This window comes from Halorubrum sp. Hd13 (assembly GCF_002252755.1).
In the GTDB taxonomy this organism is placed as follows: Archaea; Halobacteriota; Halobacteria; order Halobacteriales; family Haloferacaceae; genus Halorubrum.
On record NZ_NHOY01000019.1, the window covers coordinates 1 to 23,821 of the forward strand.

The window sequence follows — 23,821 nt, forward strand, 5'->3', positions numbered from 1 at the left end:
CCGCCGTCCCCGCCGCCACCGCTCCCGGCGTCGGCAACCTTCTCCGCCTGCCGCTGGACGTACTCGTCGAGCTCCTCGGCCGCGTCCTCCGTCTGCGGGGCGCCGCACTGCGCGCAGTACCGGGCCTCCTCGTCGATCGACGCCTCACAGCGGGGACACGATGGCATCGTAATCAAAGGGGACGCTAGTCTGGCTTAATTCTTCGGGGAACGATCGGACGGTTCACCCCGGCGCAGTCGGCCGATCTTGACGAGTTCACGTCGTTCGCGTTCCGATCCGGTTCACAGGCGTGATAATCGGGAGGGTACGTTTTAGTCGGTGACTCTCGGACCGATAGACGACAGACACGCTCCGTGCTCCCGCGGAGCCGACGATCCCTCCACACCACGATGACAGCCACACCCGATGACGAGGCGGAGCGGTTCGAGCGATCGAGAGCCGCGGAACCGTGCGACACGGCCGGAGCTAAATGTACCGACGTGACGCTCCCAGCTCGCCTCCGATGGCTCTCGACGACTCTGTGCGGCACGACGGCGCTCGTCGTCCTCGTCGCGGTGGTCGTAGTCGTGGCAACGGCTCCCGCTACCGCGGGCCTTTCGGCTCCTTACCCTGAGTCGCCGATCGAACCCCTCGGGCCCAACGCGGTCACCGCGGAGCCGACGGCCGGTGATGGTCCGAGCGACCGGACGGCGATCAACGGCTCGTTCGTCCGTCCGACTTACACCGGGATTGCGGGCGATACCGTCGAGATCAGATACAATGATATTGACAAAAAGCGGTATCTCCTCATCGGCGGGAATCGGCTCACCGATACCGGAGAGTCGGTCGGATACACCGACGTCGTGGTACTACAGCCCGACAGCAACAACGTCACGATCAACACGCGACTCCTCGGAACCGACAACAGCACGGCCGAGGGCTGTCGCGATGGCGGCTGTAATCTCGATTTCCGTAATGAGGACGGAGATCCACACGACAACGTGGAGGATCTCTCTGATCTCTCCGGTGCGACCGGTGCTGGCGGGCTCGCGCGGCCACTCGTGCCAGAGCGGTACCGGCTTGCGATCACCAACGGCACGTTCGTCGTTGAGGAGCCAGGCGTCGTGACGCCGGTCGAGACGGCAGCGCAGTCGGACCTCCTGTTAACGAAGCCGACGTTTCACGACGAGGTCGAGGTGTTCACGACCTCGGACTCGAACGATATCGAAGGCGAGGTCGACAACGAATCGCTCAGTACTCTCGAACAGAACGGTCTCGACCGCACCGCGGTGACGAAGGGAGATCGCGTCGTCCTCGGCTTCGAGTCGACCGGCATCTGGGGGGCGCTCTCGTACTTTGCGGACAAGGAGTCGCTACAGGCCGGGCAATCGATCGATCCCTCCGTCTTATCGGAGTTCCTCAGGACCGAAAATGGCGTCTCGCTCGAGGTACGACAGACGAATCCGGGGATGAACGAGCCGCGGTCGGAACTCGAACTCGCCGACGTCGACCCCGAGGACGTGACGCTCCTCCTCGCCGACGCGGAGGAGCTGGAGACCGGCGACTCGACCCCGGGCCGGTTCTACCTCGTCTTGGACACGAGCGACGGCGGTCCGTTCACCGAGGACCCGGAGCCCGGCGACGAGTTCGCCGTCGAGTTCGCCCTAGAGGGCGCCGAGGGACACCGGTACGCGTTCGCTGACGACGACGGCGACGACGAGGAGCCGCCGGCGGCATTCGAACAGCGGTTACCCGCCCCGGACCAGTTCCCGTACTGGGAGACCGACGACGGGACTGTGAGCGCGGAGGCGTCGTTCTCGATCCAGGAGCGGTACTTCGAATACGACCACGTCACCGACGACGGCGAACTCCTCGTCGAGGCCTCGGGCGGGGCGGTGACGGGGACGACAACGATCCTCCCACCGATCGAGATGTCCGCCACCTTCGTCGACGACAAGCGCGACGAGCCCTTCCGGTCGGAGTCCGAAGTATCGCTCTCCGACGACGGGAACTTCACCATCGGCGCCGACCTCGGCAACGCCGACCCCGGAACGCGGCTGAACTACGAACTGTACGACGGGACGACGCTCCGCGACAGCCGCACGGTGGTCGTCGTCGACGACACCGACGACCCGGACCGGCTCGCGATCGACAGCGTCCCCGAGAACGTCACCGTCGCGACGGGCGGGAACCTCTCCGCGCTCGGAATCGGCGTTCGAAACGCCGGCGGGCTGGAGGGAGCGGGAACGCTCGCGCTCGATGTCGCCGACGGGAACCTGACGACCGCTCGCGAACTGACGCTGTCGTCGAACGGGTCGCGCACCGTTAGCTTCCCGTCCGCGACCGTCCGTCTCGACCCCGGCGAATATCCGTTCACCGCCACGCTCGACGGAGATCAGAGAAACGGGACGCTAGTCGTCGCGGAGGATCCGGCGAGGACGACGATCGACGACGATGATGGCGGCGCCGACACGAACGACTCCGAGAACTCCTCGAGCAGCGGTGATGACGACGAGAACTCTACGGCCATCGACACAAACTCCACAGGTACCGACACTGACTCCACGGACACCGGCGGAAACACGTCGGACCCGACCGGTGACTCCGGCGGTCAGGACGGCGAGGACGAGCCGACGACGTTCCTCCCGTTCGGGATCGGCACGCGCGAAACGCTCATCGGCACTGCCCTCGTCGGTGCCGTCCACCTCCTCGGTCACTGGGTGTGAATCCAAGCTCCTCGACGAGCACCGTTATCGCCGTCCGTTCTCAGCGCTGAGAACCGCGGGGGAGCCGTTAAGTGATCGCTGTACCCGCCTTCAGACAACAATGGCAACGCGCGTGCTTATCGCAGACGATTCGGAGTTCATGCGGAACCTCCTTCGGGAGATCCTCGAAGGGGAGTTCGAGATCGTCGGCGAGGCCGAAAACGGCGTCGAGGCGGTCAACATGTACGAGGAACACGGCCCGGACCTCGTGATGATGGACATCGTGATGCCGATCCGCGACGGGATCGAAGCGACGACGGAGATCTTAGAGGAGAACCCGCAAGCGACGGTGATCATGTGCACCAGCGTCGGTCAAGAGGAGAAGATGAAGGCCGCCATCAAGGCCGGCGCGGAGGGGTACATCACGAAGCCGTTCCAGAAGCCGAACGTGCTCGACGCCATCGGATCGGCGGTATAATGCGGGTCGACGTGCGTGCGCTCGGCGCGTGTAACCGCCTGGCGGAACGCGGGGCCGAGCAGGCCGCCGGCGCGCTCGCCGACCTCACGGGGACCGACCTCGCGGTCGAGGTCACGGGCGCGAGCGTCGCCAGCGGCGAGGACCTCGCCGAGGCGTTCGCGGGTCGCGAGTCGATCGGCGTGAGCGTCGGACTCCGCGGCGGGCTGGACGGCGAGGCGGTGCTGGCGTTCGACGCCGCCAACGTCGACGCCCTGCTCTCGCTGCTCCCCGGCGGCGCGTCGATGGAGCGCAGCGCGGTGACCGAGGTCGGCAACATCGCGCTCGGCGGCTTCCTCGACGGCTGGGCGAACTACCTCGGGAAGGCGATCGACATGACACCGCCGCGCTACTTCGAGGCCGACGGCGCGGCCGTCCTCCCGGACGGGGCGCTGGCCGGCGACGGCGTGTTCCTCTTCGAGAGCCGGCTGGACGCGACGACGACGGACCTCGACTTCTCGATCTACATGCTGCCCGACTCCGGTCCCTTCCGCGACCTCATCGTCGGGAAGACGGCGCCGGCGGCGACGGCGGGGGCCGAGGCGACGGGAGACGGCGGACCGGGGGCCGGAGCCGCCGGCGAGGGCGGGAGCACCGCGGTCCCGTACGAGTCGCTGTCGACGTTCGCGTCGCTGGCGAAGCGCGGCTCGGCGAACGCCGCCGACAACATCGCGATGATGACCGGCCTCGACACGACCGTCGACGTGAGCCGCCTCCGGTTCGTCCCGCTCGCGGACGTGCCCGCGGAGGTCGGCGTCGAGCCCCACGCCGGCACCGTCTTCGAGTTGCAGGGGGAGCCGAGCGGCTACCTCGCGATACTCTTCGAGGAGGAGTCGGCCGCGGCGATCGCGGAGTCGATGCTCCCGACCGAGCCGGACGAGCCCCTCGGCGGGATGGCGGAGAACGCGCTCTGCGAGCTCGGAAACGTGATGACGAGCGGGTTCATCGACGGCTGGGCGAACGTGCTCGGCACCTCGATCAGCCACTCGCCGCCGGAGTTCGTCCACGACATCGGCTCGGCGACGATCAGCCCGCTGGTCGCCAAGCTCAGCCGCCGGCAGGACTACGGGTTCGTGATCGACGCCGCGATCCAGACGGAGGGCGTGCAGGCGCGCTGCGACGTGTACGCGCTCCCGGACGAGCGCGAACTGGCCCGGGCCCTCGACCGCCTCTCAGAGACGTGAGCCACCCCTCGTCGTCCCGCGGTCGCGGGTCGCGAGACCGCGACGGGAGCGACGGCTCCGCGAAGCGCGGCGACGGCCAAGCGCCTGGAGACGTCGGGACCGGCGGTGCGACCGAGCGCCGGATCAAGGTCGGTGTGGGCGAGCTGGCCGTCGCGACGCGGGGGGAGACGCTGACGACGAGCGGACTCGGCTCCTGCGTCGCCGTCGCCATCGCCGACGAGCGGGCGAGCGTTCGCGGCCTCCTCCACGCGATGCTGCCGACGGGCGACGAGACGCGTACGGCCGCCGCCCGTCGAGGGAAGTACGTCGACGCCGGCATCGACGCGCTGGTCGACGACCTCGTCGACGCCGGCGCGGTGCCCGGTCGATTGGAGGCGCGCGTCGCCGGCGGCGCCGAGATGCTCGACCTCACGGACGCCGTCGGTCCCCGAAACGTCGAGCGGGCCGAGCGGTGCCTCGCGTCCGCCGACGTTCCGGTCGTCGCCAGCGACGTCGGCGACGGCGTGGGCCGCACGGTCCGGTTCGTCGCCGGCGGCGGGCTCGTCGTCCGGGCGGCCGACGGGTTCGAGCGCACGCTCTGATCCGGGCGCTCGGCGCACCCGTTGAGCGAGTCGGACGACGGGCCCGCCGCGGACGTGACACGCGTTCGCCGTCCCCGAGTGTGGTGTTTTCTCACTGTTGATATTTTGAGGGGTGAATTGAAGTGTGTTCTGCGGGTCGTACTCGGTAATGGGCCTCGAACTACCGGTGTGGGGAGCTCCAACGGCCACCTGGATAGTCGCCACGCTGGGGCTCGTCGGTGCGAGCGTCCTCGACCGTTTTCTCGACGACGGCGGCTCCGACGACGACTCCGGAGGCATGGGCGGCGACGACGATCCCTTCGGCGGCGGAGGGATGGGCGGCGGCGGCGGTGGCGGCGGTAGCGGCGGTGGCGGCGGCATGGGCGACGACTTCGACGACTTCGACGGGATGGACGAGTGGGACGACGGCTTCGACGACGGCGGCGGTGGCGGCGGCGGTGCCGGCGCCGACACGGACGAGCTGGAGAAGCGGCTCGACGACCTCGAGAACGAGGTCGCGTCGCTCTCCTCGACGGTGTCCACGGTCCGGTCGGAGAACGAGGAGATCTCGGCCGCGGTCGACGATATCGAGGAGGACGTCAGGAACCTGCTCGACATCTACGAGATGGTCACCCGCGGGATCAACCCCTTCGTCGACGACTCCAGCGGCTTCGACAGCGTCAGCGGCGGCGGCGAGGGGTCGTTCGGCCTCTTCGACGACGAGGAGGAGGACGACGCGGGGGACGACCTCGACGAGGACGTCGCGAACGCGGACGCCGACGGGTTCTTCGACGACGAGATGCTCGACGACGACTTCGACGACGGCGGCGACGAGTTCGGCGAGCTGGACGGGGAACCGGACGACGACCACACGGACGACGGCGACTCCGCCGACGCCGCGTCCGAGACCGCGGCGGCGGACGAGGGAGACGACATGAACGACGACGGAAAGAGCTTCAGCGAACTGAAAGAGGAGTACGACGCCGGGGAGGCCGACTGGGCCGACGAAGAGGGGGGAGACGGCGACGCGGCCGCCCCCGCGGACGAGGACCCGTTCGACGACGGGGACGCCTCGTTCGACGACGACCTCGGCGACGAGACGGATCCCTTCGACGACGACCTCGGTGACGAGACGGACCCGTTCGACGACGGGGACGATTCGTTCGACGGGGAGCCGGCGACCGACGCAGACCCCGCGACGAACGGCCACGAGCCGGACCCCGAACCGGAGCCGGACCCCGAACCGGAGCCGGCGGCCGACCGCACGCGCGGCCGACAGCCCGGCGGCGATCCGGCCGAGGCGAACGGCGGCGGCTTCGAGTACGTCGGTGAGGACGACCTCTCCGGGAGCCGCGGGAAGCCGTACCTCACGGAGCTCCCCGGCGACTACGTCGGCGACCTCCTCGTGATGGAGTGGCTGGAGTTCCTCGTCTCGGAGAGCGACGTCACCGACGCGGTGCGCGCGATCAACTACTACGAGCGCATCGAGTGGGTCGGCCCGGAGGCCGCCGCGCGGCTCCGCGACTTCCTCTCCGGCTTCGGCACGATCGACCGCAACCTCGTCGACCGACCGGGGACCGATCGACTGGTCCGGGAGCACCACACTCGTAGCCTCCGGTACGTGACGCAGCTCAACGGGACGAGCGGACACCTGCTGCTGCTCGACCGGTGGGACGACCTCGCCGGGGGCTCGCTGGTCGGCGGCGGCGCGCCGCGGGTCGGCGGGCGAGACCACGGGCGGGACCGACGCGAGGAACGCGGCGGCCGGCGTCGAGACGGCTCCGAGGGGCGCCGGCACGACGGCTCCGAGGGGCGACGCGCGAACGGCCACGGCGACGCTGAACGGCGGGACGAGCGGTCGGGACGCGCAGAGGGGCGGACGGACCGCGGCGGCGAGCGACCCGACGGACGCGAGCGGAACGGCGGCTCCCCGCGTCCGATGAACGACCCGAACCCGCGTTCCGACCGCGCCGACCCGGCCGACGGAGGGTGGGGAGATGGGCGTTAGCGTCTCCGCGTCGACGGCCATCATCGTCGCGGGGCTGTTCTTCGCGTTCACCGCGTTCTACCCCGTCGCGGCCAACGGCTTCGACCGCGTCACCGACGCGCAACAGGGGATCCAAGAGCGCTCGCTGGAGCGGCAGAACACCGAGTTCGCCGTGACGAACGCGACGTACGACGACGGCGCGGACGAACTGGTCGTCAACGCCACCAACGACGGCTCGGTCGGGCTGGTCGCGAGCGACGCGACGCTGGTCGTCGGCAACGAGTACGTCGACGTGGGCGGACCGAACGCGACCACGACCGTCGACGGCGACGGCGACACCGAGCTCTGGCTCGGCGGCGAGACGCTGACGGTGACGGTCGACACGACGACCGTCGACACCGCGATCACGACCGGGGGCGACCCCACTCGCGTCGTCCTCGTCGTCGAGTCCGGCGTCCGCGACGCGGCGGAGGTGAGCGCGTAGATGGCCAGCGTACCGGTCTCTCACCTCATCCTGTTCATCGCGAGCCTCGTGATCGCCGCGGGCGTCGTGGGCACGATCACGACCGGCGTCGACCGGGTGAGCGCGGCCGTCGAGGACGCCGGGATCGACGCGACCGAGCAGCTCCGGACCGACGTGACCGTCATCTCCGACGCGAGCGCCGGGGTGTACAACGAGAGCGGGAACGAGAACGTGACGCTGCTGATAAAGAACACCGGGACACAGCGCCTCAACCCGGACGGCTCCGGCGTCGACGTCGTCTTCGACGGCGCCTACGTCCCGCCGAGCGCGACGGAGGGCGAGCTCGCCTCCGCCGGAACGGGCGCGGCGTGGAGCCGCGGGGACGTCCTGCGGCTCACGATCGACACCAACCGGCTGGGCGAGACGAGCGACGGTCTTGACCCCGGAACGGACCACCGCGTGTACCTCACGGTGAACGGCGACGAGGAGCTGTTCCAGTTCCGCACGGAGGCCAACTGACATGCCTCGCACAGACAATCTGCTTTCCATCGGACTCGGCGAACGCGACCGCTTGAATAAGGAGCTCGGTGGGGGGATCCCCCGCGGCAGCATCGTCCTCATGGAGGGCGACTACGGGGCCGGGAAGAGCGCCATCTCGCAGCGGTTCGCGTACGGACTCGTCGAGGAGGGAGCGTCCGTCACGATGATGTCGACGGAGCTCACCGTCCGCGGGTTCATCGATCAGATGCACTCGCTGGAGTACGACATGGTGAAGCCGCTCCTCCAAGAGGAGCTGCTGTTCCTCCACGCCGACTTCGACTCGGGGGGCGCGTTCTCCGACGGCGACGGCGAGCGGAAGGAACTGCTCAAGCGGCTGATGAACGCGGAGGCGATGTGGAACTCCGACGTCATCTTCCTCGACACGTTCGACGCCATCTTCCGGAACGACCCGACGTTCGAGGCGCTCGTCCGGAAGAACGAGGAGCGGCAGGCCGCCCTGGAGATCATCTCCTTCTTCCGCGAGATCATCTCGCAGGGGAAGGTCGTCGTGCTCACCGTCGACCCGTCGGCGGTCGACGACGAGGCCATCGGCCCGTTCCGGTCGATCGCCGACGTGTTCCTCGAGCTGGAGATGATCGAGGTCGGCAACGACATCCGCCGGCAGATCAACGTGAAGCGCTTCGCGGGGATGGGCGAACAGGTCGGGGACACGATCGGGTTCTCTGTCCGGTCGGGTACCGGAATCGTCATCGAGAGCCGCAGCGTGGCGTGATGACGCCGCCCGCCCGCGACGGACTCGCCGTCCCGCGCGGGCGGGACGCGAACGACGGACCGCTCGCGACGGCGCGCGCGGTCAGGACCCGCGGAGGCGGCGAGTAGACCATGACCGAACACGGAACCGCGAAACCGTCGGAAGAGCTCCGCAAGGCCGCCATGCGGCGGCCCCACCTCCGGGAACACCTCCGGGAGTTCAAGCAGATCACGGGGGAGTTCCCGCAGTTCATCGAGGAGCCGAAAGGCGAGTACGAGTCGAACCGGCCGAACGTCATCTACCCGGTCGGGGGGCCGATCTACAGTCACATCTACGGCGACCTCGGACAGGACACGAAGTACTACGCCATCGAGCCGGAGATCACCGGTACCCAGGCGGAGGTCCTCACAGAGGTCAAGAACCGCCTCCTCAGGACGAGCGGGCAGCACACCGCTCCCGACAGCGAGGCCGAGTACGACGACCTCATCGAGGAGCTGTTAGAGGAGGTCACTCACATCGACGGGCAGAACGAGGGCATCCGAGGGAACCTCTCGAAGGTGCTGAACATGGGGAAGCTCTCCGTCACCGAGGAGACGTACGAGAACATTCGCTACCGGCTCAACCGCGACATCGTCGGACTCGGACCGCTCGAGCCGATAATGCGCGACCCGGCCAACGAGGACATCCACGTCATCGGCCCGAAGGAGTGCCACGTCGATCACGGCACCTACGGGATGTTGGAGACGACCGTCGACTTCGGGACGCCCCAGGAGTTCGACAACTGGCTCCGCAACATGGGCGAACGGATGGGCGACCCGCTCTCCGACTCCGACCCCATCGTCGACTCGACGCTGCCGGACGGGTCGCGTATCAACATCATCTACTCCGACGACGTGTCGCTAAAAGGCTCCTCGCTCACGATCCGGCAGGGCGACGAAGTGCCCCTGTCGATCAACCAAATCACCCACTGGGGAACGCTCTCGCCGCAGCTGTCGGCGTACCTCTGGCTCTGTCTGGAGAACGAACAGACCGTGTTCGTCGTCGGGGAAACGGCGTCGGGCAAGACGACGACACTGAACGCGATCCTGTCGTACATCCCGGACGACTCGAAGATATACACCGCGGAGGACACCGCCGAGGTCATTCCCCCGCACAACACCTGGCAGCAGCTGCTGACCCGCGAGGGCGGCGACGAGGGCTCCTCCGACGTGGACATGTTCGACCTCGTCGCCGCCGCGCTGCGGTCGCGGCCCGACTACATCATCGTGGGCGAGGTCCGTGGCGCCGAGGGTCGTATGGCGTTCCAGGCGGCTCAGACGGGTCACCCGGTCATGCTGACGTTCCACGCGTCGGATATCGTCTCGATGATCCAGCGGTTCACCTCCGAACCGATCAACGTCCCCGAGACGTTCATGGACAACGCCGACGTGGCGCTGTTCCAGAACCGCGTGAAACAGGGCGACGACGTCCTCCGCCGCGTGACGAGCGTTCAGGAGATCGAGGGGTACTCCAAGGAGATGGAGGGGGTCGTCACCCGGGAGGTGTTCAGCTGGGACCCCGTCGAAGACGACATCGTGTTCCAAGGGATGAACAACTCCTACGTCCTCGAAGAGCAGATCGCGACGCTGCTCGGCTACGCCGACACCCGCGACATCTACGACGACTTGGACTTCCGCGCGGAGCTGATCGAGCGGATGATCCAGGAGGGGATCATGGGGTACCACGAGGTGAACGAGGCGATCAACTCCTTCCAGCGCGACGGCGTCGAGGGGCTTCCCTTCGACATGCACCGGAACGTCGGGTGAACCGACCGATGAGCGAGGCTGACGTGTAATGGCGGTGAAACAGGTCGGAAACGGGCTCGCGACCGCGGCCGAGCTGACCTCGGCCGTCATGGAGTCGTACGATAAACTCGACATCTCGAAGCGGAAGTACGTCGGGCTCGTGTTGATCCCGGCGCTGCTCGTCTTCGCCGCGAGCGTCGTCGGCCTGTTCGCGCTCCCGCTCCCGTTGGCGGCGCGGGTTCCCGTCCCGATGTTCGGGGGGCTGGTGTTGGTGGCGGCGGTGATCTACCCGAAGATCTACCTCTCCAGCCTGGAGAACCAGATCGACAACCAGCTCCACCTCGTGATGACGCACATGACCGTGCTGTCGACGACGAACATCGACCGCATGGAGGTGTTTCGGACGCTCGCAAAGGAGGAGGAGTACGGGGTCGCCGCCGAGGAGATCGGCCGCGTCGTCCACCTCGTCGACACGTGGAACCAGAGCCTCGACGACGCCTGTCGCCGGCGCGCCGAGGAGGTGCCCTCAGACGCGATGGCCGACTTCTTCGACCGCCTCGGCTACACGATGGGGGCGGGCCAGTCGTTAGAGGAGTTCCTCGTCTCAGAGCAGGACGTCATGCTCGCGAAGTACGAGACGGTGTACGAGTCCTCGCTGGCGAACTTAGAGGTGATGAAGGACCTGTACATGTCGATGATCCTCTCGATGACATTCGCCCTCGTCTTCGCGATCGTCCTCCCGATCCTCACCGGGAACAATCCGACCGCGACGGTGGCGGCCGTCATCGTCCTGTTCGTCTTCGTCCAGCTCGGCTTCTACGCGATGATCCGGGCGACCTCGCCGTACGACCCGATCTGGTTCCACCCGGACGAGCGCGCCCCGGGCGACCTGAAGCTGTGGGCGTCGCTCGGGGTCGGCGGCGGGCTCTCCTTCCTGATCATCGGGATCACCGCGGCCGGGATGTTCGGCTACGGCTCCGGGCTCCCCGGGCTGCTCTTCTTCGTCGACGACGTCCGGCTGCCGCTGTACCTCGCGGTCCCCATCTCGCCGCTCATCATCACGGGCGTCGTCCTCAGGCGAGAGGAACAGCAGATCACGGCCCGCGACGGCGAGTTCCCCTCCTTCGTGCGCGCGCTCGGCGCCACCGAGAGCGCCAAGCAGTCGACGACGACCGACGTGTTGACCACGCTGCGCGACAAGAACTTCGGCGACCTCTCGCCGGCGATCGAGCGGCTCTACCGCCGGCTCAACATGCGTATCAGCACCGAGGGGGCGTGGGAGCAGTTCACGTACGACACGCGGTCGTACCTCATCCAGAAGTTCTCCGAAATGTACCTCGTCGGCCGGCAGATGGGGGGAGACCCGAAGACGCTCGGCGAGCTGATATCGAAGAACATGAACGCCGTGAATCAGCTGCGCGAGCAGCGGCGACAGGCGGCGATGACGTTCATCGGCCTCCTGTACGGGATCACGGCGGCGGCGACGTTCGCTTTCTTCATCGGGCTGGAGATCGTCGCGATCCTGGCCGAGCTCACGGCCGACTTCGGGCTCGAGGAGATGGACATCGGCCAGATCGTCTACCCGGGCGCGTACGACATCCCGCTGATCGAGTACCTCCTCCTGACGGTCGTCCTCTTCAACGCCGCCCTCTCCTCGCAGATGATCCGGCGGATCGACGGCGGCAACCCCGCGAACGGCTACATCCACTTCGTGCTGCTGACGTGGCTCGGCGCGGCGACGGCGATCGCGACCCGGACGCTGGTGAACGCGATCCTGACGATTTAGCAGACGGGGCGGGCTGTCGTATGTATATACGTCGTTCTCGGCGGTACAGCGTGCGGCTCCGAGATCGCGGCCGTTCGTAGAGAAAGTTCGTTCTACCAACAGGTATTTTATGTACTGGTGATCTGGGAGCGATATGGCACTCAGTGCTCGCAACAGACTCACGGGAACAGTCAAGTCCATAAAAACGAACGACGTCATGGCAGAAGTGGTCATCGAACTGCCCGACGGACAGGCGATAGCGTCTACTATCACTCGGTCATCCGCCGATCGGCTCGATCTCGCCGAGGGCGACGAGGTTCAGGCTGTTATCAAGGCCAGCGAAGTGATGGTCAATAAGGATTGAAGCCGCACCCTCCGACTGAGAACCGTTCGAACTGCGGGCACCCACCAGTCAGTACGCGCTCCTCAGTAACCGGGGTTTCAGCGTTATCTCTGAAGACGGATTTCAACAGCGTCCAAGACACCGTTCGGCGTCTATCGCTCGAACAGGACCGGCTCGGGGACGCCCTCGTCGGCCGCCTCGCGCCACGACCGACTCGGCGTCCACCCGAACAGCCGCTCGGCCGTCGCGACCGCGTAGGCGCCCCGCTCGTCGCCCTCGGCGAGCGCGCTCTCGTCGACGGCGCAGTCGTTCGGAATCGCACCGTACGACTCCCGCAGGAGGCCGAGTAGGGGCCGACCGAGCGCGTTGTCGGCGGCGACGCAGTTGACCGCCTCGTGGGTCCCCGGAGCCACCGCCGGGTCGGGCCCCGCGGTCTCCGCGAGCGCCGCCGCGACGAGGTCGGCGACGTCGCGGGCGTCGACGTACGACCAGAAGTTGCCGGCGCCGGCGTCCAGATCCCCGACGTACTCGTCGCTCCGACAGGCGTACGCGCCGGGGTACTGGATCCACGACGGCCGGATGGAGACCGCCGGGACGCCCTCGCGGCGCGCGACCGCGCCGGCGGCCGCCTCCGCCGTCACCTTCGAGAGCCCGTACGGGTCCTCCGGGCGGAGCGGGTGGTCCACGGTGATCGGCAACTCCTCCGGAAACGGCGTCGGATCGGCGAAGAAGAAGCCGTACGCGCCGTCGCTCGACGCCTGCACGATCCGGGCGTCGACGCGACCGGCGGCGTCGAGGACGTTCTTCGCGGCGCGGACGTTCGTCTCGAACACGCGACCGTCGGGGTGGGTGCCCGCGACCGGGATCGCCGCCCAGTGGACGACCGCGTCGGGGTCGACAGCGTGGACGACGTCGAGCGCCTCGCCGCGATCGGCGAGGTCGGCCGCGCGGAACGAGACGTTCGGGACCGGGTCGGCGTCGAGGCCCGGGTGGTCGTAGTCGACGACGACGACCTCGTAGTCGCCGGCGAGTCGGTCGACGACCCAGCGCCCGGAGGCGCCGCGGCCGCCGGTGACGAGGACGGTCTCCATGCGGGCGGGTCGGCGCGGCGGCGGAAAAACGCACCGTCGTCCGGCGACCGAGCGGCCGCGGCGTCGCTCCGGGAACCCCGGCAGGCTTTAATCCGACGAACGGTAAAACTCGGGTATGGAATGGAAGACCGACTGGGGACTCCGTGGGCGGATGGCGTTCACGATGTTCCTCCTCTTCGCCCTCTACGTCGTCTTCGTCGGCGTGCTCACCGTATACTTCGGCGACTTCCTGTTCCCGCTGGTCATGCTCGGCGGGTTCGCGATCGCCCAGTACTTCTTCAGCGACAAGCTCGCCCTGCGGAGCATGGGCGCCCGCGAAGTGAGCCCCGACGAGTACCCCGACCTTCACCGGCGGGTCGAGCGACTGAGCCAGCAGGCCGACCTCCCGAAGCCGACGATCGCGGTCGCGGACACGCAGGTGCCGAACGCGTTCGCGACCGGCCGGAACAAGAAGAACGCGACCGTCGCGGTGACGACCGGGCTGCTCCGGTCGCTGGACGAGGACGAGCTCGACGGCGTGCTCGCCCACGAGCTCGCGCACGTGAAGAACCGCGACGTGATGGTGATGACCATCGCCTCGTTCCTCTCGACGATCGCCTTCTTCATCGTCCGGTGGGGATGGCTGCTTGGCGGGAACAACCGTCAGGGCGCGCCCGTCATCGTCGCGGTGCTCGTCTCCATCGTCGTCTGGATCGTCTCGTTCCTGTTGATCCGCGCGCTCTCGCGGTACCGCGAGTACTCCGCCGACCGGGGCGCCGCGCTGATCACGGGGAAGCCCGGTGCGCTCGCGTCGGCGCTGATGACGATCGACGGGCGGATGGACCGCGTGCCGGAGGAGGACCTCCGCCAGGAGGCGGAGATGAACGCGTTCTTCATCATCCCGATCAAGGCGGGGTTCGTCGGCAAGATCGCCTCGACGCACCCGTCGACCGAGAACCGCATCGAGCGGCTCCGGGACCTCGAGCGCGAGATGGAGACGGCCTGATTCGGGCCCGGTCGCTCGCCGCGGGACGGCGAGCCGGAAGCGATCCCCAAGGCCGCGGGCCGGAAGCGACCCTCCGCCGTTACCACTCGTCCGTCGGTCGACGAGACAGTCGAAGAGCCGGAGTCGCGACGCCGCCGTCGCGGCCGGAAATCCCTCCCGTCTCAGTTCGTATATGACAGACATTGGTACATCATTGTACTATTATACGTTCGAATTCGTTGGGGCGTAAGTGACGGCGAAACAAAAAGATAGATCGGACGTGAGCGACACAGCTCGGATCGGTCCGTCGCGTTTTATACGCCCGATACACGGTACTGAGACACTCACGGTGCGAACGGAGGCCGACGAGAGACGACTGGTGATCGCCGCCGGTCGTCGCTCTCCGTAGCGTTGCGAAGAGTGTTGAAAGGCGGCCGTTGGCGGTGAAGTCGTCGTTTGAGGTCTCAGAGCAGATCGAGGGCGTAAACACCGTCGCGAGCGGAGCAATTAATTTCAGCTCCGTAATGTTCACCCGATCGTGACACACTTATGAATCACGTGCTGAGGACCCGATTCGGTGTCGGGGGTCCGGTTCGGACGGGGCGGATCGACTATCCGGAGCCGAGTTAAGATAACAAAAGTACTCCTGTTATTTTGAGCCGCGACAAGAGATCGGGCGGTTCACGGATGACCGATAACGGCGTTCTATCATATCGAACGAACGGACGCCGCGAACGGACGGACGCCGCGTACGGACGAGCACCGCGAACGGCCGGGCGTGGCGCTACATGTGCGCGATGTTGAGTTCGAGTTCGTTCGCCGCGCCGAGCAGGAGGTCCGGGATCTCGGACTCGAGTCGATCCCCGTTCAGGCGGTGCGAGGGGCCGGTGACGCTGAGCCCGCCGATCACCTCGCCGTCCGGGTCGCAGATCGAGACGCCGACGGCGTGGGTACCGCGGAGCGACTCCTCCCTGTTGAAGAAGTAGCCGCGCTCGCGTCCCGCCTCGATCTCCGCGCGGAGCTCGTCCGGGTCGGTGACGCTGTGTTCCGTCACCGGCTCGAACGACATGCGTTCGAACATGTCGGACAGTTCGGGCTCCGGAAGCTCGGCGAGGATCGCCTTCCCGGCCGACGCCGCGTACAGCGGAATGCGGCTGCCGATCCCGGGGTCGGTGCGGACCGCCCGGTCCCCGACGGCCCGCGCGAGGTACACCGCCTTCCCGTGTTCCTCGACGAAGAACTGGGCGCGCTCCCCGGTGACCTCCGCGATCTCCTCGACCTTCTGGCGCACGAGGTCGTACCCGCGGTAGCCGCTCCGTGCGGTGACGCCGATCTCGAGGAACCGGAGGCCGACGTGGTACCCCCCGTCGCGCCGGACGACGTAGCCGAGGTCCGCTAGGGTGTGGAGGTGTCGGTGCACCGTGCTCTTCGCGTAGTCGAGTTCGGCCGCCAACTCGGCCAGGGACGCGCCGTCGTTCTCGACGAGGCGTTGCACGACGTCGAACATCGTTTCGGCGGTCCGTACCGCGTCTTTTTCCGGCGTATCGGCGTCCTTCGGCCCTCCGTTCATACTCACGCGTCGGACTCCAAGTATAAAAGCGTTCGATTACGTCGAACGTTTTTTGACGGTCGCTGCCGCCTCTCGGCGACGGAGCGGGACCGCCGCGCGACCGCCTGCCCCTACGCGTAGGTTTAATCCGGACGACCGTCTGCGGCCATGCGTGGTATCCCGCTCGTCGATCGCCGGAGCCGACTCGGGGATCGTCCGAGAGCGACCCTTCCAGCTGCTGCTTCTCATCAACGTCCTCCCGCCGCTCGGCACCGCGCTCCTCTCGCCCGTGCTCGGATCGCTCGTCGAGCCGCTCGGGGCGTCGACGGCGAACATCGGGCTCATGATGTCGGCGTTCACCGCGCCGTCGATCGTCGTCATCCCGATCGCGGGCGTGATCTCCGACCGGTACGGGCGCCGGCCGGTGTTGCTCTTCGGACTCGTCTGGTTCGGGCTCACCGGCACCGCCATCGCCTTCGTCTCCGCCTTCGCCGCGGCGCTCGCCCTGCGCGCGCTCCAAGGGATCGGGTTCGCCGCGCTCACGCCGATCATCATCACCAGCCTCGGCGACCTGTACGCGGGCACGAAGGAGGCGACCGCGCAGGGGCTCCGGTTCACCGGCTCCGGGCTGTCGCAGACGGCGTTCCCGCTGGCCGCCGGGGTGCTCGTCGGGATGGCGTGGCAGTACCCGTTCCTGCTGTACGCCGTCGCCTTCCCGATCGCGGCGGTCGTCTACCTGTACTTCGAGGAGCCGCTCGATAGCGAGGCGGCGGACGATGGTTCGGAGGCGGGGATCCGGGCGCAGATCGGAGACATGCGCGCGCTCGTCGCGCACCGCCGGGCGTGGACGATGGTCGTGGCGCGCGGGAGCGCGAACGTCGCGTGGTTCGGCTTCCTCACGTACAACTCGATCCTCGTCGTCAACGTGCTCGGCTACACGCCGGCGGAGGCGGGGGTCCTCGCGGCGGTCGCGAGCCTCACGTACGCGCTCGCCGCGACGCAGGCCGGGCGGATCGCCTCCCTGTTCGACGACCGGCTCTACCCGCTCGTCGCCACGAACCTGTCGATGGGCGCCGGGCTCGCGCTAGCGTTCCTCGCGCGATCGTTCGCGGTCGCCGCCGTCGGCGTCGTGTTCATGGGGATCGGGTTCGGGCTCGTGCTCTCCATCTACCGGAGCGTCATCACGACGCTCCCGCCCGCGGACCTGCGCGGCGGACTGGTCAGCCTCGGCGAGGGGAGCGGGCGCGCGGCGGCGACGGCGACCCCGGTGGTCATGGGCGTCGCCGTCGCGGTCGCGACCCGCCCGCTCGGGTTCGAGGCGGCGGTCCGCGCGGTCGGCGCCGGCACCGGCCTCGTCGGCGCGGGCGTCGGGATCGGCTGCCTGCTCCTGATGAGCGCGTCGCCGCCGATCCGGATGGGGGAGTAGCTCCGGGGGACCGCGACGGACGCGGGCCGACGCCGCCGACGGACGCGGGCCGACGCCGCCGACGACCGCGGGCCGACGCCGCCGACGACCGCGACCCCGGGTACTTTGTCGACCGACCGCGACGCGTGGAGCATGTCCACTATCGACGTCGCGGTGCTCGACCACGACGCGCACGGAATCCCGGCGGCCGACTACGCGGAGATTCTCGACCGACGCCTCCCCGACCGGGAGGTGCGCCTCGCCGCGACGCCCGACGACCACCGGCGCTACCTGCGGGAGGCCACCGTCGTTGCCGGGAAGTACATCGACGCCGAGGAGGTGGCGGCCGCCGAGAACCTGCGGCTGTTCGCGTGCAACGCCGCCGGCGTCGACCACCTGCCGCTGGACGCGCTCGCCGATCGCGGCGTCGCGGTGACGAACGCGTCGGGCGTCCACGGCCCGAACGTCGCCGAGCACGTGCTCGGCTGGGTGCTGACGTTCGCGCGGCGGCTCGACGAGGGGCGCCGCCGCCAGCGGCGCCGGGAGTGGCGCCGATTCCAGTCGTTCACGGAACTCGCCGGCAGCACCGTGACCGTCGTCGGCCTGGGTTCGATCGGCGAGACCGTGGTCGAGCGGTTCGAGGGGTTCGACGTCGACACGGTCGGCGTCCGCCACACCGTCGAGGACGGGGGACCGACCGACGACGTGGTCGGCTACGACGACCTCGCGGACGTCCTGCCGGGGACCGACGTGCTCGTCCTCGCGTGTCCGCTCACGGAGACGACAGAGGGGCTGATCGGCGAGCCCGAGCTCGACGCGCTGCCGACGGACGCGATCGTCGTCAACGTCGCGCGCGGCGGCGTGATCGACACGCCGGCGCTCGTGGACGCGCTGCGGGCGAACGCGCTCCACGGCGCCGCGCTCGACGTCACCGACCCCGAGCCGCTCCCGAGCGACCACGACCTGTGGGGGTTCGAGAACGTCTTCCTGACGCCCCACGTCGCGGGCCACACGCCGAGGTACTGGGAGCGGTGCGCCGACGTCCTCGTCGAGAACCTCGAGCGGGTCGCCGAGACCGGCGAGTACGAGGGACTGAGAAATCAGGTCGTTTAAAAAGGCGCCGTCGGAGACGGAGCGAGCGCCGGACTACTGGTACGCCTGTATCCCCGTGATGTCCTCGCCGAGGATCAGCGTGTGGATGTCGTGGGTGCCCTCGTAGGTGTAGACGGTCTCCATGTTCGCCATGTGACGCATCGGCGAGTAGTCGGCGGTGATCCCGTTGCCGCCGAGCATCTCGCGGGCGATCCGCGACTGGTCGCGCGCCATCCGGACGTTGTTGCGCTTGGCCATCGAGACGTGTTGCGGGCGCATCTCGCCCGCCTCCTTGAGGTCGGCGAGCCGGTGGGCGAGCAGCTGCGCGAGCGTGATCTGCGTCGCCATCTCCGCGAGCTTCTGCTGTTGCATCTGGAAGCCGCCGATCGGCTTCCCGAACTGCTCGCGGTCAGTGGCGTACCCCTTGGCGACCTCGAAGCAGTCCTGCGCGGCGCCGACCGCGCCCCACGCGATGCCGTAGCGGGCCTGCGTCAGGCACGACAGCGGCCCCTTCATCCCCTCGACGCCGGGGAGGCGGTTCTCGGCGGGGACGCGGACGTCCTGGAGGCTGATCTCGCCAGTGATCGACGCGCGCAGGCTGAGCTTCTCGTCGATCTTGTTGGTGGTGACGCCGTCGCGGTCGGTCTCGACGAGGAACCCGCGCACGGGGTTCCCGTCCTCGGTGCGGTCCTTCGCCCAGACGACGGCGACGTCCGAGATCGGGGAGTTCGTGATCCACGTCTTCGAGCCGTTGAGCACGTAGCCGTCACCGTCGGCCTCGGCGCGCGTCTCCATCGCGGAGGGGTTCGAGCCGTGCTCGGGCTCGGTGAGCCCGAAGCAGCCGACCGCCTCGCCGGTGCCGAGCTTCGGCAGCCACTCGTCTTTCTGCTCGTCGCTTCCGAAGGCGTGGATCGGGTACATCACCAGCGCGCCCTGCACGCTCGCCATCGAGCGGAGCCCGGAGTCGCACGCCTCCAGCTCGCGCATCAGCAGGCCGTACGCCGTCTCGCTGACGCCGGGGAGACCGTACCCCTCAAGATTCGGCGCGTAGAATCCCATCTCGCCCATCTTCGGGATGAGCTCTTCCGGGAACGTGCCGTCGATCCAGTGCTGGCCGATGTCGTCGACCTCGCCGTCGATGAACGACCGGGCGGAGTCGACGAGCATCCGCTCCTCCTCGGACAGAGTCGACTCCATGTCGAAGTAATCGAGCATACGATCGCTTGCGATCCCAAGGATAAATAAGTATACTCTTGGCCGGCGAGCGGCTGGGATCGCGGGTCGCTTCGCGTGTCGATTCGCGGGTCGGGGCGAGTCGAGAGCGCGCCTGCGACGGGCGCGGCTCAGAACCCGTCGGTCCCCTCGAGAAGGTGCGCCTCGACGACGTCCATATCGAGCTCGATCCCGAGCCCGGGGGCCTCCGGCACCGCGATTCGCCCGTCCTCGATCAGCGGCTCGTCGCGCGCCAGCAGGTCGTCCCACCAGTCGACCTCCAGCGCGTGGTACTCCAGCAGGTCGAAGTTCGGCGTGGCCGCGCCGAGGTGGACGCAGGCCATCGTCCCCACCGGGCTACAGACGTTGTGCGGGGACATCGGCATGTAGTTCTCCTCGGCGCGGTCGGCGATCCGCGTCGTCTCCGTGAGCCCGCCCACCGTCGCCGGGTCGGGGGTGACGACGTCGACGCCGTGCTCGTAGATCAGGTCCGACAGCTCGAAGACGCGGAAGCGGTTCTCGCCGGTCGCGACCGGGGTGCGCGTCGCCTTCGTCACCTCCTTCTGGGCGTCCATGTTCTCCGGCGGGATCAGGTCCTCTAACCACATCAGGTCGAACTCCTCTAACTCGTGGGCGAGCCGCTTCGCGCTCTCGACGGAGTAGTCCCAGTGGCAGTCGAACGCGAGGTCGACGTCGTAGCCGATCTCCTCGCGCACGGCCGCGACGATTTCCTTCTTCTCCCGGATCGCCGCGTTCGTCAGGCGCCCGTTGTACGGGTCGTTCTCGTTGTCGGCCGGCAGGTCGAGGTCGAACTTCAGCGCCGAAAAGCCCATGTCGGTGACGCGGGCGGCCTCGGCGGCGTACGCCTCGGGGGAGTACGCCTCGGCGTCGGCGTAGGCGGTCGCGCCGTCCTCGACCGCGTACGCCTCGCCGGCGTGGCAGTCGCAGTAGAGCCGGACCTCGTCGCGGTACTTCGAGCCGAGCAGCTGGTAGACGGGGAGGCCGAGGATCTTCCCGGCGGCGTCCAACAGCGCGATCTCGATGCCGGAGGCCGCGGTGACGACCTTCCCGGTCGTGCCGCCGTGGCCCGACATCTCTTGGAAGATGTACCGAACCAGGCGCTCGACGTCGAGGGGGTTCTCGCCGACGAGGAACCGGTTCGTGTACTCGACGAGCTCCGGGACGCCGCCGCCGCGGTACGCCTCGCCGATGCCGGTGACGCCGGCGTCGGTCTCCACTCTGATCAGGTTCCACTCGAAGTTCCCCTCGACGACGCAGGCGTCGAGGCCGGTGATCTGTACGTCTCGGTCCGGGTCGCGGGTGTCGATCTGGTCTGAGTAGTCTCGCATGTGTCTGGTTGAGTGATATTTGTCGGGGTCAGTCGTCTCTGAATCGCTCCAGCGCGTCCTCGTCGAGCGGCACGCCGTGGCCGGGGCGGTCGGGGAGGTCGATCATCCCGTCGTCGCCGGGCGTCACGGGGTCGGCGACGACGTCGTCGAACGCCTTCACGTCCATGTCGCGGTAGAAGTACTCCACCCAGAGGCCGTTCTCGATGGCCCCGAGCAGCGACGCGTGGATGTTCCAGTTGTAGTGGGGCGCGATGGGGATGTCGTACGCCGAGGCGTGGTTCGCGATCTTCAGCCACTCCGTGACCCCGCCGCAGACGGTGACGTCGGGCTGGAGGATCGTCGCCGCGCCCGTGTCGGCGAGGCGGGCGAAGTTGTGCCGCGTCCCCTCCAGTTCGCCTGTGGCGACGGGGTAGTCGATCCCGTCGTTCACCTCGGCCATCGTGTCGACGCGGTCGATCATCACGGGCTCCTCGATGAAGTACGGGTCGTACGGCTCGAACGCCCGGCAGTTGCGGAGCGCCTCGGTGCTGGAGCCCCAGACGCCGTTGGCGTCGAGCAGGAGGGTACGCTCGTCGCCGATCTCGTCGCGCACCGCGGCGACGCGCTCGGCCTCCTCGTCGGCCGACAGGCGCCCGACCTTCATCTTCACGACGTCGTGGCCCTCGTCGAGGTAGCGCCGCATCTCGTCACGGAGCGCCTCGTGGCCCTTGTCGTCGCGGTAGTAGCCGCCGCTGGCGTACGACGGGACCGACTCCGAGTGCCCGCCGAGCAGCTTGTGGAGGGGCATGTCTGCCGCCTTCGCCTTCGCGTCCCAGAGCGCGATGTCGACCGTGGAGATGGCGCGCAAGAAGAGACCGGTCCGACCGATCTGGACGTTCCCCTCGTACATCTCGTGCCACAGGCGCTCGGTGTCGCGGGGGTCCTCGCCGACGAGGATCGGTTCGAGCAGCGACTCGACCGCGTCGGCGATGAGGCCGGCCCCCTCGTACCCCAGCGAGTAGCCGACCCCCTCGTGACCGGTGTCCGTTCGCACGTACGTGATCGCGTGGTCCCGGTAGGTGAGCGTCCGGTTGGAGAAGGAGACGGGCGACTCCAGCGGCAGCTTGATCGGGAACGACTCGACTTCGGTTATCTGCATACGTGCAGCGGCGTCACACGGGTACAAGTAGACCCCCGTATCGGCAACACTCTCAGGCGCGGTGCCGACCGCAGCCGCGCCGACCACCCGCAGTTTTTGTATCGTCGCCACGAGGGGGCCCACATGGAGTTCCCCGACCGATCCGACGTCGACGGGCTCATCGACCCGCAGCCGCTCCCGGGGTTCGCGCGGGTGCGGTACGAGCCGGAGACCGAACGCCTCGACGACCCCGTCGGGGCGGCGCGCGAGGCGCTCGGCTCGCTCGACCTCGACGGCCTCCCCGCGGGCGCGACCGTGGCCGTCGGGGTCGGCAGCCGCGGGATCGACCGGATCGACGAGGTCGCGGCGGCGGTCGTCGACGAGGTCGCCGAGCGCGGGTTCGACCCCGTGGTCGTCCCCGCGATGGGCAGCCACGGCGGCGCGACGGCCGAGGGACAGCGCGAGGTGCTGGAGGCGCTCGGGATCACGGAGGAGACGGTCGGCGCCCCGATCGACGCGCGGATGGCCGCCGAAGCGCTGGCGACGGCGCCCGTGGGCGACGTCGACATGCCGGTGTACTTCTCGGAGGCGGCGCTCGCGGCCGACGCCGCCCTCGTCGTGAACCGCGTGAAGGCCCACACCAACTTCACCGGGCCGATCGAGAGCGGGCTCGCGAAGATGACCGTCGTCGGGCTCGGCAAGCAGCGCGGCGCCAAGTCGTTCCACTCGACGGCGATCGCCGAGGGGTACGTCGAGACGCTGACCGCCGCGCTCGACGTTATCGAGCGCGAGACGCCGCTGATCGGCGGGATCGCGCTCGTCGAGAACTTCGAGGAGGAGGTCGGGCACCTAGCGGCCGTCCCCGCGGGGTCGTTCCTCGACCGCGAACCGGAGCTGTTGGAGCGCGCGTACGAGGAGATGCCGACGCTCCCGATCGACGACGTCGACCTCCTCGTCATCGACGAGATCGGCAAGGAGATATCCGGCGCCGGGATGGACACGAACGTCATCGGGCGCTACCGCGTCCTCAACGCGCCCGACCCCGAGACCCCCGACATCGACCTCATCTACGTGCGGGGGCTGACCGAGGCGACGAAGGGGAACGGCAACGGGATCGGCCTCGCCGACCTCACCCGGCGGGCCGCGGTCGACCAGCTCGACCTGAAGAAGACGTACGCGAACGCGCTCACGAGCGGGTCGCTCTCGAAGTCGAAGCTCCCCGTGGTGGCGCCCGACGACGAGTTCGCGCTCCGGACCGCGCTGGCGGCGCTCGGGGGGTACGACCCCGAGACCGTCCGGATCGTCTGGGTCCAGAACACGCAGGACCTCGGGGAGCTCCTGGTCTCCGACGCCGCCGTCGACGACCTCCCGGAGGCGGCGACGGTGGTCGGCCGCGAGACGGTGGGGTTCGACGACGGGACGGCGGGGTTCGAGGACGCGGCGGGTGAGGTCGACGCCGAACCGGCGACCGACCCGTCGGGCGGTCCGGACGCATAGCGCCCCGAC

The 23,821-nt window shown here is 68.4% G+C and carries 21 protein-coding genes; 15 read left to right on the forward strand and 6 right to left on the reverse strand.

Annotation, left to right across the window (positions count from 1 at the left end; translation table 11 throughout):
* Positions 1-167, reverse strand: a 167-nt coding sequence (locus tag DJ81_RS02555; RefSeq protein ID WP_141212511.1) for a zinc-ribbon domain-containing protein, incomplete at its 3' end; no start/stop codon positions are given.
* Between the two features lie 222 nt (positions 168-389).
* Here DJ81_RS02555 and DJ81_RS02560 point away from each other — a divergent pair.
* From DJ81_RS02560 to DJ81_RS02610, 11 genes are all read left to right on the forward strand, one after another.
* Positions 390-2,705 carry a BGTF surface domain-containing protein gene (locus DJ81_RS02560; RefSeq protein ID WP_170938226.1) on the forward strand — a complete coding sequence of 772 codons (2,316 nt, stop codon included), beginning with the start codon at positions 390-392 and terminating at the stop codon, positions 2,703-2,705.
* Between the two features lie 100 nt (positions 2,706-2,805).
* Complete coding sequence (gene cheY / locus DJ81_RS02565) at positions 2,806-3,162, forward strand: chemotaxis protein CheY (protein ID WP_094525237.1); 357 nt, start codon at positions 2,806-2,808, stop codon at positions 3,160-3,162.
* Positions 3,162-4,382, forward strand: a complete 1,221-nt coding sequence (locus tag DJ81_RS02570; protein WP_094525238.1) for a chemotaxis protein CheC — start codon at positions 3,162-3,164, stop codon at positions 4,380-4,382. The genes cheY and DJ81_RS02570 overlap by 1 nt, the downstream gene beginning before the upstream one ends.
* Positions 4,379-4,963, forward strand: coding sequence for a chemotaxis protein CheD (locus DJ81_RS02575; RefSeq protein WP_094527328.1), 585 nt, complete (start codon positions 4,379-4,381; stop codon positions 4,961-4,963). Before DJ81_RS02570 ends, DJ81_RS02575 begins: the two co-directional genes overlap by 4 nt.
* Positions 4,964-5,111: 148 nt before the next feature.
* Positions 5,112-6,950 carry a FlaD/FlaE family flagellar protein gene (locus tag DJ81_RS02580; RefSeq protein ID WP_094588302.1) on the forward strand — a complete coding sequence of 613 codons (1,839 nt, stop codon included), beginning with the start codon at positions 5,112-5,114 and terminating at the stop codon, positions 6,948-6,950.
* Positions 6,940-7,413 (forward strand): flagellin, encoded by a 474-nt coding sequence (locus tag DJ81_RS02585; RefSeq protein ID WP_094588304.1) that lies wholly within the window; start codon positions 6,940-6,942, stop codon positions 7,411-7,413. Before DJ81_RS02580 ends, DJ81_RS02585 begins: the two co-directional genes overlap by 11 nt.
* Entirely contained in the window at positions 7,414-7,911 is a 498-nt protein-coding gene (locus DJ81_RS02590) for a flagellar protein G (protein WP_094523811.1), read from the forward strand.
* A gap of 1 nt (position 7,912) precedes the next feature.
* Positions 7,913-8,665, forward strand: a complete 753-nt coding sequence (locus DJ81_RS02595) for an ATPase domain-containing protein (protein WP_094523810.1) — start codon at positions 7,913-7,915, stop codon at positions 8,663-8,665.
* A 110-nt stretch (positions 8,666-8,775) separates the two neighbouring features.
* Complete coding sequence (locus tag DJ81_RS02600; protein ID WP_094523809.1) at positions 8,776-10,449, forward strand: type II/IV secretion system ATPase subunit; 1,674 nt, start codon at positions 8,776-8,778, stop codon at positions 10,447-10,449.
* Positions 10,450-10,477: 28 nt separating this feature from the next.
* Positions 10,478-12,214, forward strand: a complete 1,737-nt coding sequence (flaJ, locus tag DJ81_RS02605; protein WP_094580889.1) for an archaellar assembly protein FlaJ — start codon at positions 10,478-10,480, stop codon at positions 12,212-12,214.
* Positions 12,215-12,347: 133 nt separating this feature from the next.
* On the forward strand, positions 12,348-12,557 hold the full coding sequence (locus tag DJ81_RS02610; protein WP_094523807.1) for a molybdopterin-binding protein: 210 nt from the start codon (positions 12,348-12,350) through the stop codon (positions 12,555-12,557).
* Between the two features lie 131 nt (positions 12,558-12,688).
* On the opposite strand, the gene DJ81_RS02615 is transcribed toward DJ81_RS02610, so the two are convergent.
* Positions 12,689-13,627 carry an NAD(P)-dependent oxidoreductase gene (locus tag DJ81_RS02615; RefSeq protein ID WP_094588306.1) on the reverse strand — a complete coding sequence of 313 codons (939 nt, stop codon included), beginning with the start codon at positions 13,625-13,627 and terminating at the stop codon, positions 12,689-12,691.
* A 115-nt stretch (positions 13,628-13,742) separates the two neighbouring features.
* On the opposite strand from DJ81_RS02615, the gene htpX reads away from it, so the two are divergent.
* Positions 13,743-14,612 carry a zinc metalloprotease HtpX gene (gene htpX / locus DJ81_RS02620; RefSeq protein ID WP_094523805.1) on the forward strand — a complete coding sequence of 290 codons (870 nt, stop codon included), beginning with the start codon at positions 13,743-13,745 and terminating at the stop codon, positions 14,610-14,612.
* A gap of 763 nt (positions 14,613-15,375) precedes the next feature.
* Here the strand turns inward: htpX and DJ81_RS02625 are convergent.
* Positions 15,376-16,161, reverse strand: coding sequence for an IclR family transcriptional regulator (locus DJ81_RS02625; RefSeq protein ID WP_094588308.1), 786 nt, complete (start codon positions 16,159-16,161; stop codon positions 15,376-15,378).
* A gap of 151 nt (positions 16,162-16,312) precedes the next feature.
* Between DJ81_RS02625 and DJ81_RS02630 the strand changes: the two genes are divergently transcribed.
* Complete coding sequence (locus DJ81_RS02630; RefSeq protein ID WP_094588310.1) at positions 16,313-17,566, forward strand: MFS transporter; 1,254 nt, start codon at positions 16,313-16,315, stop codon at positions 17,564-17,566.
* A gap of 132 nt (positions 17,567-17,698) precedes the next feature.
* Positions 17,699-18,658 (forward strand): D-2-hydroxyacid dehydrogenase, encoded by a 960-nt coding sequence (locus tag DJ81_RS02635; protein WP_094588312.1) that lies wholly within the window; start codon positions 17,699-17,701, stop codon positions 18,656-18,658.
* A 33-nt stretch (positions 18,659-18,691) separates the two neighbouring features.
* Here the strand turns inward: DJ81_RS02635 and DJ81_RS02640 are convergent, their stop codons facing one another.
* The 3 genes from DJ81_RS02640 to DJ81_RS02650 form a co-directional block, all read right to left on the reverse strand.
* A complete protein-coding gene (locus DJ81_RS02640) occupies positions 18,692-19,852 on the reverse strand; it encodes an acyl-CoA dehydrogenase family protein (RefSeq protein WP_094527322.1) in 1,161 nt (386 codons plus the stop codon).
* A gap of 128 nt (positions 19,853-19,980) precedes the next feature.
* Entirely contained in the window at positions 19,981-21,198 is a 1,218-nt protein-coding gene (locus DJ81_RS02645; protein WP_094527321.1) for a mandelate racemase/muconate lactonizing enzyme family protein, read from the reverse strand.
* A gap of 28 nt (positions 21,199-21,226) precedes the next feature.
* Positions 21,227-22,336, reverse strand: coding sequence for a mandelate racemase/muconate lactonizing enzyme family protein (locus DJ81_RS02650; RefSeq protein WP_094523799.1), 1,110 nt, complete (start codon positions 22,334-22,336; stop codon positions 21,227-21,229).
* A 123-nt stretch (positions 22,337-22,459) separates the two neighbouring features.
* Between DJ81_RS02650 and DJ81_RS02655 the strand changes: the two genes are divergently transcribed.
* Entirely contained in the window at positions 22,460-23,812 is a 1,353-nt protein-coding gene (locus DJ81_RS02655) for a DUF362 domain-containing protein (protein WP_094588314.1), read from the forward strand.
* The last annotated feature ends 9 nt before the right edge of the window (positions 23,813-23,821 follow it).

Bases quoted from the DNA above. Each gene is read 5' to 3' on its own strand.
- DJ81_RS02640 (WP_094527322.1), bottom strand. From the start codon at position 19,852: ATGCTCGATTACTTCGACATGGAGTCGACTCTGTCCGAGGAGGAGCGG.
- DJ81_RS02645 (WP_094527321.1), bottom strand. From the start codon at position 21,198: ATGCGAGACTACTCAGACCAGATCGACACCCGCGACCCGGACCGAGAC.
- DJ81_RS02655 (WP_094588314.1), top strand. From the start codon at position 22,460: ATGGAGTTCCCCGACCGATCCGACGTCGACGGGCTCATCGACCCGCAG.
- cheY (WP_094525237.1), top strand. From the start codon at position 2,806: ATGGCAACGCGCGTGCTTATCGCAGACGATTCGGAGTTCATGCGGAAC.
- DJ81_RS02570 (WP_094525238.1), top strand. From the start codon at position 3,162: ATGCGGGTCGACGTGCGTGCGCTCGGCGCGTGTAACCGCCTGGCGGAA.
- DJ81_RS02600 (WP_094523809.1), top strand. From the start codon at position 8,776: ATGACCGAACACGGAACCGCGAAACCGTCGGAAGAGCTCCGCAAGGCC.
- DJ81_RS02625 (WP_094588308.1), bottom strand. From the start codon at position 16,161: ATGAACGGAGGGCCGAAGGACGCCGATACGCCGGAAAAAGACGCGGTA.
- DJ81_RS02585 (WP_094588304.1), top strand. From the start codon at position 6,940: ATGGGCGTTAGCGTCTCCGCGTCGACGGCCATCATCGTCGCGGGGCTG.
- htpX (WP_094523805.1), top strand. From the start codon at position 13,743: ATGGAATGGAAGACCGACTGGGGACTCCGTGGGCGGATGGCGTTCACG.
- DJ81_RS02595 (WP_094523810.1), top strand. From the start codon at position 7,913: ATGCCTCGCACAGACAATCTGCTTTCCATCGGACTCGGCGAACGCGAC.
- DJ81_RS02635 (WP_094588312.1), top strand. From the start codon at position 17,699: ATGTCCACTATCGACGTCGCGGTGCTCGACCACGACGCGCACGGAATC.
- DJ81_RS02590 (WP_094523811.1), top strand. From the start codon at position 7,414: ATGGCCAGCGTACCGGTCTCTCACCTCATCCTGTTCATCGCGAGCCTC.
- flaJ (WP_094580889.1), top strand. From the start codon at position 10,478: ATGGCGGTGAAACAGGTCGGAAACGGGCTCGCGACCGCGGCCGAGCTG.
- DJ81_RS02615 (WP_094588306.1), bottom strand. From the start codon at position 13,627: ATGGAGACCGTCCTCGTCACCGGCGGCCGCGGCGCCTCCGGGCGCTGG.
- DJ81_RS02610 (WP_094523807.1), top strand. From the start codon at position 12,348: ATGGCACTCAGTGCTCGCAACAGACTCACGGGAACAGTCAAGTCCATA.
- DJ81_RS02560 (WP_170938226.1), top strand. From the start codon at position 390: ATGACAGCCACACCCGATGACGAGGCGGAGCGGTTCGAGCGATCGAGA.
- DJ81_RS02580 (WP_094588302.1), top strand. From the start codon at position 5,112: ATGGGCCTCGAACTACCGGTGTGGGGAGCTCCAACGGCCACCTGGATA.
- DJ81_RS02650 (WP_094523799.1), bottom strand. From the start codon at position 22,336: ATGCAGATAACCGAAGTCGAGTCGTTCCCGATCAAGCTGCCGCTGGAG.